Origin of the sequence: uncultured Sphingomonas sp. (assembly GCF_937859915.1) — a bacterium.
GTDB lineage: Bacteria > Pseudomonadota > Alphaproteobacteria > Sphingomonadales > Sphingomonadaceae > Solisphingomonas.
In genome coordinates, this window is sequence record NZ_CALMAW010000125.1 from 10039 (window position 1) to 20156 (window position 10118).

6 protein-coding genes are annotated in these 10118 nt (G+C 69.9%); 2 read left to right on the forward strand and 4 right to left on the reverse strand.

The window, feature by feature from the left end:
* Positions 1–587: 587 nt before the first annotated feature.
* The 3 genes from Q0326_RS16760 to Q0326_RS16770 all read right to left on the reverse strand — a co-directional run bounded on the left by Q0326_RS16760 (position 588) and on the right by Q0326_RS16770 (position 4350).
* Complete coding sequence (locus Q0326_RS16760) at positions 588–1019, reverse strand: thioesterase family protein (RefSeq protein WP_298692674.1); 432 nt, start codon at positions 1017–1019, stop codon at positions 588–590.
* Positions 1016–2686, reverse strand: a complete 1671-nt coding sequence (locus Q0326_RS16765) for a long-chain-fatty-acid--CoA ligase (RefSeq protein ID WP_298692676.1) — start codon at positions 2684–2686, stop codon at positions 1016–1018. Before Q0326_RS16765 ends, Q0326_RS16760 begins: the two co-directional genes overlap by 4 nt.
* 188 nt (positions 2687–2874) lie before the next feature.
* The gene (locus Q0326_RS16770) at positions 2875–4350 is read right to left on the reverse strand and encodes an NAD-dependent succinate-semialdehyde dehydrogenase (RefSeq protein WP_298692679.1); all 1476 of its coding nucleotides are present in this window, start codon (positions 4348–4350) and stop codon (positions 2875–2877) included.
* Positions 4351–4486: 136 nt separating this feature from the next.
* Between Q0326_RS16770 and Q0326_RS16775 the strand changes: the two genes are divergently transcribed.
* The gene (locus Q0326_RS16775) at positions 4487–6496 is read left to right on the forward strand and encodes a transglycosylase domain-containing protein (RefSeq protein WP_298692681.1); all 2010 of its coding nucleotides are present in this window, start codon (positions 4487–4489) and stop codon (positions 6494–6496) included.
* A gap of 58 nt (positions 6497–6554) precedes the next feature.
* Positions 6555–9209 carry a DNA ligase D gene (gene ligD, locus Q0326_RS16780; protein WP_298692685.1) on the forward strand — a complete coding sequence of 885 codons (2655 nt, stop codon included), beginning with the start codon at positions 6555–6557 and terminating at the stop codon, positions 9207–9209.
* A 135-nt stretch (positions 9210–9344) separates the two neighbouring features.
* Here the strand turns inward: ligD and Q0326_RS16785 are convergent.
* Positions 9345–10118 (reverse strand): ABC transporter permease (locus Q0326_RS16785; protein WP_298692687.1); only part of this gene is annotated, 774 nt, incomplete at its 5' end.

Below are 10118 nucleotides of genomic sequence, written 5' to 3' on the forward strand. Positions count from 1 at the left end.
TCGGTGGCGCGCCGGCTGTCGAACGCGCAATGGGTCGGCGGCGAGGGATTGTAGGCCGATTGATTCCGGCCGATCCCCGGCGACGGCTCGACGCCCGGGCCCCACGCCCGTGCGCGAGCGCCGCGCCCGTCCCACAGTACGGCCCTGCGCTCCGGCCTTCGCCGGGGAACGTCAGCGCTCGGGATTTGCCACGCGGGCCTCGTAAACGGTTCCCCGGCGCACGCCGGGGCCCAGGCCCCGCGCCCGTGCGCGAGCGCCGCGCCCGTCTCAACATACGGCCCTGGGCCCCGGCCTTCGCCGGGGAACCTCCGCGCTCAGGATCTGCCGCGCGAGCCTCGCGAACGGTCCCCCGGCGCACGCCGGGGCCCAGGCCCCATGCAGACGATCGTCCGCCGCGCCCGCCCCAACGTACGGGCCTGGGCCCCGGCCTTCGCCGGGGAACGTCAGCGCTCAGGATTTGCCGCGCGAGCCTCGCGAACGGTTCCCCGGCGCACGCCGGGGCCCAGGGCCCACGCAGACGATCGTCCGCCGCGTCCGCTCCCACATTGCGGGCCTGGGCCCCGGCCTTCGCCGGGGAACGGTGGCGCCTATGCCAGCGTCTGCATCCTCGCCCGCCACGCCTCGGGCAGCGCGACCGGCCGCCGTCCGTCGCGCGCGACATAGACATGGGTGAAATGCCCCTCTGCGGCCGCTTGCGCCGCACCCGTCGCAAACACGCCGAGATGATAGGTGACGCTCGACCCGCCGAGCCGCGCCAGCGCGAGGCCCAGCTCGACCGGCTGCGGGAAGGCGAGCGGCGCGGCGTAGCGGCACCCGGTCTCGACGACGAGGCCGATCGGTTCGCCTGCCGCAATGTCGAGCAGCCCGGCCTCGACCAGCCAGGCGTTCACCGCGGTATCGAACCAGCCATAATAGACCGTGTTGTTGACATGGCCGTAGGCGTCATTGTCGTGCCAGCGCGTCGTGATCGGGGTCCAGTGCCGGTAGGCCGAGCGCGGGCGCAGCGGCGCCCGGCTCACGCCACCGCGTCCGCGACGGCCTCGCTCGCCGGCGCCGCCGCGAACTGCGCGCGCAACAATTTCTTGTCGATCTTGCCGACGCTGGTCTTGGGCAGCGCGTCGACCGTCTCGATCCGGTCGAGCAGCGCGAAGCGGCTGATCGTGCCGTCGTCGACCGCGGCCTGCAACGGCGCGTTGACCGTCGCGAGCGTCGGCGTGGCACCGGCCGCGGCGACCACCACCGCGATCGGCCGCTCGCTCCAGCGCGCGTCGGGCACGCCGATCACCGCGACCTCGGCGACACCCTCGGTGCCCGCGATCAGATCCTCGAGCGTGAGCGAGCAGATCCACTCGCCGCCGGTCTTGATCACGTCCTTCAGGCGATCCTTGATCTGGATATAGCCTTCGGCGTCAATCGTCGCGACGTCCTGCGTGTGCAGCCAGCCGCCCTTCCACAGCAGCTTCGAATTGTCGGGGTCGCCGGTGTAGCAGGGCGTCAGCCACGGCGCGCGCGTGACGATCTCGCCGCGCGTCTTGCCGTCGGCGGGGACGTCGCGCATCTGCTCGTCGACGATGCGGATCGAGACCAATGGCACCGGCACCCCGGTCATCGTCAGCGCCGCCATGTCGGACTCCTCGCTACCGTCCGCCCCGAAGCGCCGGCGGCACAGCGCGAGCGTCGGCGCGGTCTCGGACATGCCGTAGCCCGCGACGATCGTCATCCCGCGCTTGGTCCCCTCGCGCCACAGCGCCTGGGTGAGCGCGGCGCCCCCGATCGTCATCAGCCAGCCTGACAGATCCGATCCGCGCTTGTCGGCGGCGGCGAGCACCATCTGCAGGATCGTCGGCACGCAGTGCGAGAAGCTCACCCCCTCGCGCTCGCGCAGGTCGAGGATCAGGTCGGGCTCGTAGCGGCCCGGATAGACCTGCTTGATGCCGAGCATCGTCGCGACATAGGGGATGCCCCAGGCGTGGACGTGGAACATCGGGGTGAGCGGCATATAGACGTCGTCGACGCCGAGCCCGGGTTGCGCGGTGCTGCCGAACGGCGCGTTGCAGGCGAGCGTGTGCAGCACGAGCTGGCGGTGGGTGAAGCAGACGCCCTTGGGGTTGCCGGTGGTCCCGGTCGTATAGAAGGTCGTCGCCACCGCATTCTCGTCGAAGTCGCGGAACGGAAAGTCGGGCGACGCGGCGGCGCTCAGCGCCTCATATTCGCCCTTGGCGTAGGCGGGCAGATCGCCCTCGGCGCCGTCCATGATCGCGACCACCGCCTTCACCTTGGGGCAGGAGGGCAGGATCGCGTCGATCAGCGGGAAGAAGTCGTGGTGGACGAGCAGGATCTCGGCAGACGCATGGTTGAGCGTGTAAGCGACCTGCGCGGGCGACAGGCGGACGTTCACCGTCTGCAATACCGCACCCATCATCGGCACCGCGAAATAGGCCTCGAGATAGCGGTGGCTGTCCCAGTCCATCACCCCGATCGTCATGCCCTCCTCGGCCCCGAGATCGGTGAGCAGCGTCGCGAGTCGGCCGATCCGCTGCTTGAGCTCGCGATAGGAAAAGCGCAGCTGGTCGCGGTAGACGATCTCCTGTTCGCCCGAGGTGACCAGCGCCGCATCGAGCAGATGGCCGATCGTCAGCGGGAAACGATATGCGTCTTCGGTCGGCTCCGCGAAACGTAGCGGCATCGCTCTCTCCTATCGTTTCGAGAGAGAAAGGAGCATACCGGCTTTAGGAAAAGCGGAAAGCGGCCTCGTCCAACCTATTCGTCATGCCGGACGCGATCCGGCATCCAGAGCTGCAATCGACGCGCCCGAAGCCCTGGATCCCGGATCAAAGTCCGGGATGACGGATAAGCAGCGCGGTGGCGCTGGCCCTACCCCGCGATACCGCCGATCCCGATATATTTGATCTCGAGATAGTCATCGATGCCGTATTTCGAGCCCTCGCGGCCCAGGCCCGACGACTTGATCCCGCCGAACGGCGCCACCTCGGTCGAGATCAGCCCCTCGTTGATGCCGACGATCCCGGTCTCGAGCGCCTCGGCGACGCGGAAGGCGCGGCTGATGTCGCGCGTGTAGAAATAGGCGGCGAGCCCGAATTCGCTGTCGTTGGCGAGCTCGATCGCCTGTTCCTCGGTGTCGAAGCGGAACAGCGGCGCGATCGGACCGAAGGTCTCCTCGTGGAAGCACAAGGCGTCGCGCGGCACGTCTGCCAGAATGGTCGGCTCGTAGAAGCTGCCGCCCTTGGCGTGGCGATGGCCGCCGATGATCAGCCGCGCGCCCTTGGCGAGCGCGTCGGCGACATGCTCCTCGACCTTCTCGACCGCTTTCACGTCGATCATCGGGCCGACGGTGACCCCCGCCTCGCGCCCGTCGCCGACGGTCATCGCCGCGACCCGGGCGGCGAGCGCCTCCGCGAAACGGTCATGGATGCCCGACTGCACCAGCAGCCGGTTGGCGCAGACGCAGGTCTGCCCGGCATTGCGATATTTGGCCGCGATCGCGCCGTCGACCGCTTTGTCGAGATCGGCGTCGTCGAACACGATGAAGGGGGCGTTGCCGCCGAGTTCCATCGAGGTCTTCTTGATCGTCGGCGCGCACTGCGCGAGCAGCAGCGCGCCGACTCCGGTGCTGCCGGTGAAGGAGAGCTTGCGCACGGTCGGATTGGCGCACAGCTCCTCGCCGATCGGCGCGGAGGCGCCGGTGATGATGTTGCATACGCCCTTGGGCAGGCCCGCTCGCCCGGCGAGCACGCCCAGCGCCAGCGCCGAGAAGGGCGTGTTGCTCGCCGGCCGGACGACGCCCGCGCAGCCCGCCGCCCAGCCCGGACCCATTTTGCGGGTGAGCATCGCGGCGGGGAAATTCCACGGCGTGATCGCGGCGAACACGCCGATCGGCTGCTTCATCACCAGGATCCGGCGGCCGGCATTGTTGGGCGGGATCACGTCGCCATAGACGCGCTTGCCCTCTTCCGCGAACCACTCGATGAAGCTCGCCGCATAGACGATCTCGCCCTTGGCCTCGGCGAGCGGCTTGCCCTGCTCGGCGGTCATGATCTTCGCGAGATCGTCCTGATGCGCGATCATCAGCTCGAACAGCTTGCGCAGCGGCTTGGCGCGCTCCCCGGCGGTGAGCGCGCGCCAGCCCTTGAACGCGACGTCGGCGGCGGCGATCGCGCGCTTGGTCTCGGCCGTACCCATGTTCGGGACATGGCCGATCGTCTCGCCCGTCGACGGGTCGGTTACCGCGATCGTGCCGCCGCCATCGGCCTGCAGCCACTCGCCGTCGATCAGTCCGGCCTGGCGGAAGAGATCGGGATCGGCGAGGCCGAGCGGATTGGGATCGAGCATAAGGCACCTCTCTGGTCGAACGTCATCTATATGGGGGAGAGGCATGGCGGCGCGCCAGCCCACCCGCAACGCCGTCGCGATCGATCGCCGAAAGGCGACTAGTTTCGGTGAGCGTATTGTCCTAATAATACAGTCGATGCACAATCCGTTCTCCGAGTCCGGCGAGCCTGACGCCGCCTGGTACGAGCCGCCGCGCGACCCGGTCATCACAGCGGCGGTCGCCCCGGCCGCACCCCGGCGCCGGAACCGCTGGAAACTGGCGCGCTGGATCATCGCGGGCGCACTCGCGCTGCTGATGGCGGCGGTGGCGTGGCTGGCGGTGACCGCGCCGCTCTCCAAGTCGCTGCAGCCGATCGCGCCGCCGAGCATCACGCTGACCGCCGCCGACGGCCGCATATTCGCGCGCCAGGGCGCGATCGTCGACCGGCCCGTCGACGTCACCCGCCTGCCGCCGCATGTCTGGCAGGCGTTCGTCGCGATCGAGGACCGGCGCTTCCTCCATCATGGCGCGATCGACCCGCGCGGGATCGCGCGTGCGGCGTGGCACAATCTGCGCGCCGGCGGGGTGCGCGAGGGCGGCAGCACGATCACGCAGCAGCTCTCGAAGCTGGTCTTCCTCAACGCCGACCGCACCGCGGGACGCAAGCTGCGCGAGGTGATGGTCGCTTTCTGGCTCGAGGCGTGGCTGACCAAGCAGCAGATCCTCTCGCGCTACCTGTCGAACGTCTATTTCGGCGACAATGTCTATGGGCTGCGCGCCGCCGCGCATCATTATTTCGGCAAGCCGCCCGAGCAGCTGAGCGTCGGTGAATCGGCGCTGCTCGCCGGGCTGATGAAGGCGCCGTCGAAGCTCGCGCCGAGCACCAACCTCGCCGGCGCGCAGGCGCGCCAGGCGCTGGTCGTCGCGGCGATGGCCGATGCGGGCTTCCTCGATTCCGCCACCGCGCGCGCCGTCCAACCCGCCGTGCTGCACCTGCGCCCGGTCCCCGCCGCTATCGGCAGCAGCTGGTTCGCCGACTGGGTGCTCCCCGCCGCGCGCGACCGCGCCGGCGGCGGCTATACCGAGCAGAGCGTGCAGACCACGCTCGACAGCCGGCTCCAGCGCGCCGCCGATGCCGCGACCGCGCAGGTCGGCGGGAACATGCAGGTGGCCCTTGTGGCGATGAAGCCCGACGGCCGCGTCGTCGCGATGGTCGGCGGCAAGGATTATGGCGCGAGCAGCTTCAACCGCGCGACGCAGGCGCGCCGCCAGCCCGGATCGACCTTCAAGCTGTTCGTCTATCTGGCGGCGCTGCGTGCCGGCATGACCCCCGACGACCGCATCGCCGACACCCCGCTCACGCTCAACGGCTGGTCGCCCGCCAATGCCGACCGCCACTACCAGGCGTCGCTGACGCTGCGCGACGCCTTCGCGCGCTCGAGCAACGTCGTCGCGGTCCGCCTCGCGCAGAAGGTCGGGCCCGAGGCGGTGGTGCGCGCCGCGCGCGATCTCGGCATCACCAGCCCCCTGAGCGCCGATCCCAGCCTCGCGCTCGGCACCTCGGGGGTGACGCTGCTCGAGCTCACCCGCGCCTATGCCGCGATCGCCGCGAGCGCCTATCCGGTGGTGCCGCACGGGCTGCCCGATCCGCCGCCGGGCTGGCTCGACCGGTTGTGGGACTGGCATCACCACGGCATCGACCAGCGCCAGCATGCGATGCTGCTCGATCTTCTCTCCTCCACGGTCAAGAAGGGCACCGGCCGCGGCGCGGCGCTCAGCACGCAGGTGTTCGGCAAGACCGGCACGACGCAGGACAATCGCGACGCGATCTTCGTCGGCTTCGCGGGCGGCCTGGTCACCGCGGTGTGGATCGGCCGCGACGACAACCAGCCGCTGCCCGGCATGGCCGGCGGCGGCCTGCCCGCGCACATCTGGCGGAGCTTCATGGCGCAGGCGATCGGCGCCACCCCGCTCGGCCAGAAGGTCCCCAAGACGGTCGACCCCGACGCGCTGTCGACCGGGCTCGACGCGATCTTCGGCAACACCCGCTTCGGGCTCGACATCGGCCAGGACGGGGTCAGGATCACGACCACGCCACGTCTACCGGTGCCGCGCTCCGACGACGACAGCGCGCATGACGACGAGGACGGCCCCGACAACGACTGACGGAACTCGCGCGCGGCTACCGGATTGAGGACTCGCTCTTTCCCGGAAGGCTAAGCCCATGCCGACGCGCGCTGCCGATCCGCTCGCCACCTACAACGCCAAGCGCGACTTCCAGAAGACGCGCGAGCCCAAGGGCGAGCGCGGCACCGAGACCGGCCATTTGTTCATGGTCCAGAAGCATGACGCGACCCGGCTGCACTGGGATTTCCGGCTCGAGATGGACGGCGTGCTCAAAAGCTGGGCGGTGACGCGCGGCCCCAGCCCCAATCCCGACGACAAGCGCCTCGCGGTGCGCACCGAGGATCATCCGATGTCCTACGCGACCTTCGAGGGGACGATCCCGGCGGGCGAATATGGCGGCGGGACGGTGATGCTGTGGGACGAAGGCGAGTGGGAGGCGGTCGGCGGCAAGGACCCGACCAAGACGATCGAGGAGGGCCATGTCCACATCATCCTGCACGGCGCGCGGATGAAGGGCGAATGGCTGCTGGTGCGGATGAAGCCGCGTCCCGGCGAGAAGCGCGAGAACTGGCTGCTGCGCAAGGTCGAGGATGCCGAGGCCGGCGCGTCGGGCGCGCTGGTCGATCTGGCGCTGACCAGCGTCACCACCGGTCGCACCATGGCGCAGATCGCCGACGGCGACGACCCGGTGTGGCATTCGGACGCCAAGAAGGCGAAGGCCGATCCCAAGGCGGCCAATGCGCCGGGGAAGAAGGCGGCTGCCAAGAAAGAACCGTTCGTCCCGAGCGAAGTCGAGGGACCTGAGGCAGGCGCGGCGTCCAAAGCCCGTACCTCGACTTCGCTCGGCACGAACGGTGGTGGGGGCAAACGGAAGCGCGGCAAGGTTAGCGCCAACGCCCCCCTCCCCGCCTTCCGCGACGTCCAGCTTGCCACCCTCGTCGATCATGTCCCCGCCGGCACAGGCTGGCTGCACGAGGTCAAATATGACGGCTATCGCGCGCTGCTCGCGGTCTCCGGCGAGCGGGTCAGGGCCTATACCCGCCACGGCCTCGACTGGACCGACCGCTTCGCCCCGGTCGTCGCGGCGGTCGCCAAGCTCGGGCTGGGCTCGGCGCTGATCGACGGCGAGGTGGTCGCGCTCGACGCGCAGGGCCGCCCGAGCTTCTCTGCCCTGCAGGCCGCGCTCAAGGGCGGCGGCGCGCTCCACTATTTCGCCTTCGACCTGCTCGCCCAGGATGGCGAGGATCTCACCGCCCTTCCCAATGTCGCGCGCAAGGACCGGCTCGCCGCGCTGCTCGACGGCGTCGCGCCGCCGATCCACTATGCCGAGCATCTCGCCACCGGCGGCGAGAAGCTGTTCGCAGCGCTGTGCGGCGAGGGCTATGAGGGCATCGTCTCCAAGCGCGCCGACGCGCCCTATCGCGGCACCCGCTCGAAGAGCTGGCTCAAGACCAAATGCACGCGTCGCCAGGAGTTCGTGATCCTCGGCTTCATCGAGAGCGACAAGGCCGGGCGCGACCTGCGCAGCCTCGCGGTCGGGGTCAGCGAGGGCAGCGGCTTCCGCTATGCCGGGCGCGTGGGCACGGGCTTCGACGCGGCGACGCGCGAGTTGCTGATGGCCAAGCTCAAGCCGCTGACGCGAAAGACCGCCGCCGCCGAGGTGCCCCGCGTCGCGGCGCGCGGGGTCACCTGGGTGGCGCCCAAGCTGATCGCCGAGGTCGCCTTCGCCGAATTCACCGGCGACAATGTGCTGCGCCATGCAAGTTTTCTCGGCCTGCGCGAGGACAAGGCGCCCAAGGAGGTCGTGATCGAGCAGCCCGCCGAGACCCCGGCCAAGGCGGCGAAGACCTCCAAGCCTGCAAAGGCCAGGCCCGCCGACGACGGCAAGCCGTTCGGCATCGCGATCACCCATCCCGATCGCGTCATCTTCCCCGGCGACGGCACCACCAAGGGCCAGCTTGCGGCCTATTATGCCGCGATCGCCGAGCCGATGCTGCGCTGGCTCGGCGACCGGCCGATCAGCCTCGTCCGTTGCCCGTCGGGGCGCGGCAAGGCCTGTTTCTTCCAGAAGCACGACGCCGGCAGCTTCGGCGACAAGGTCGGTCGCGTGCCGATCCGCGAGAAGGACGGGCATATGGAGGAGTATCTCGTCGTCGACGAGGGCAGCGCGATCATGGCCTGCGTCCAGATGGGGACGATCGAGTTCCACGGCTGGGGCGCCCCCGCGCGCGACGTCGAGCATCCCGATCGCATGGTGTTCGATCTCGATCCCGACGAGGGGCTAAACTTCGAGGATGTGCGCCACGGCGCGGTCCAGCTGCGCGACCTGCTCGGCGAGATGGGGCTGGTCAGCTTCCCGCTCGCGTCGGGCGGCAAGGGCGTGCACGTCGTCGTCCCGCTCGACGGGTCGGCGGACTGGCCCAAGGTCAAGGATTTCGCCTCGCGTTTCTCGCGCGCGGTCGCCAGCGCGCATCCCGAGCGCTTCACCGCCAACATGCGCAAGACCGAGCGCAAGGGCCGCATCTTCCTCGACTGGCTGCGCAACGAGCGCGGGGCGACCGCGGTGCTGCCCTATTCGGCGCGGGCGCGCGATACCGCGAGCGTGGCGGCACCGATCAGCTGGGACGAACTCGCGACGCTCGACACCGCCAAGCCCTATTCGGTGGCGGATGCCGACGAACTGCTGCGCCGCGCAAGCTCGCGCGACCTCAAGGGCTGGGGCGAGGCCGAGCAGGCGCTGCCGGATCTGTAGGACCGCACCACTCCGTCATTCCCGCGAAGGCGGGAATCCATACACGCTGCGTCCGTTCGTCGAGCGCCGCGTCTATGGATCCCGGATCAAGTCCGGGATGACGAATAAGAAGAAGGATGGACGCCGCCACACGACCTATTGCGCCGCGAACCCGCGCTTCCACCAGGGCCGCCCGTCGCCCGACTTGAGCACCGCCGAGCGGAACAGCCCCGCCGAGAAGCGCAGCGCGACGACCAGCCATAGCGTCTGCCAGGCGAGCGCGAGCAGATGCGGCCACAGCGCGGGCAGTTCGGCGGCGCGCGCGAGCATCGCCAGCGGCGAGCTCCACGGGAAGATCGACGCGCCCCAGGCAAGCCAGCCGTCGGGGCTGGCGACCCCCGCCGAGGCGAAGCCGTAGAGCAGCAGCTGGAACATCGTCACCGGCAGCGCCATCACCTGGATCTCGCGCGGGGATCCGGCCTGCGACCCGATCCCCAGGAACACCGCGCCGAGCAGCAGATAATTGCCGATGAAATAGGCGACGACGAGCAGGCAGAAGACCGACCAGCCGACCGCGGGCGCCGCGACATGCGCAAGCAGCTGCGGCGCCAGCACGAGCAGCCCGGTCGCGAGGATCGCGCCCCACACCAGCACGAAGGTCAGCGCGATCGCCAACATGCTGACCAGCTTGCCGAGGAAGATCGCGTCGACCGGCACGGCGGCGGCGAGCACCTCGATCACCTTGTTCGACTTCTCCTCGATGAAGGTCGACAGCGACATGCCCGCGAGCAGCACCAGCAGCACGAACAGCCCGGTCTGCGCACCGGTCGCCAGCTTGACGCGGCCGTGCGCACCGGCGTCCGGTTCGGCGCCGACCGCGACGACGTCGTGGCCGAGCGCCACCGGCGGCGGCGCGGCGGCGCCCAGCGC

Coding starts and splice junctions, on each gene's coding strand:
- Q0326_RS16765 (WP_298692676.1), bottom strand. CDS start 2,686: ATGCCGCTACGTTTCGCGGAGCCGACCGAAGACGCATATCGTTTCCCG.
- ligD (WP_298692685.1), top strand. CDS start 6,555: ATGCCGACGCGCGCTGCCGATCCGCTCGCCACCTACAACGCCAAGCGC.
- Q0326_RS16775 (WP_298692681.1), top strand. CDS start 4,487: ATGCACAATCCGTTCTCCGAGTCCGGCGAGCCTGACGCCGCCTGGTAC.
- Q0326_RS16770 (WP_298692679.1), bottom strand. CDS start 4,350: ATGCTCGATCCCAATCCGCTCGGCCTCGCCGATCCCGATCTCTTCCGC.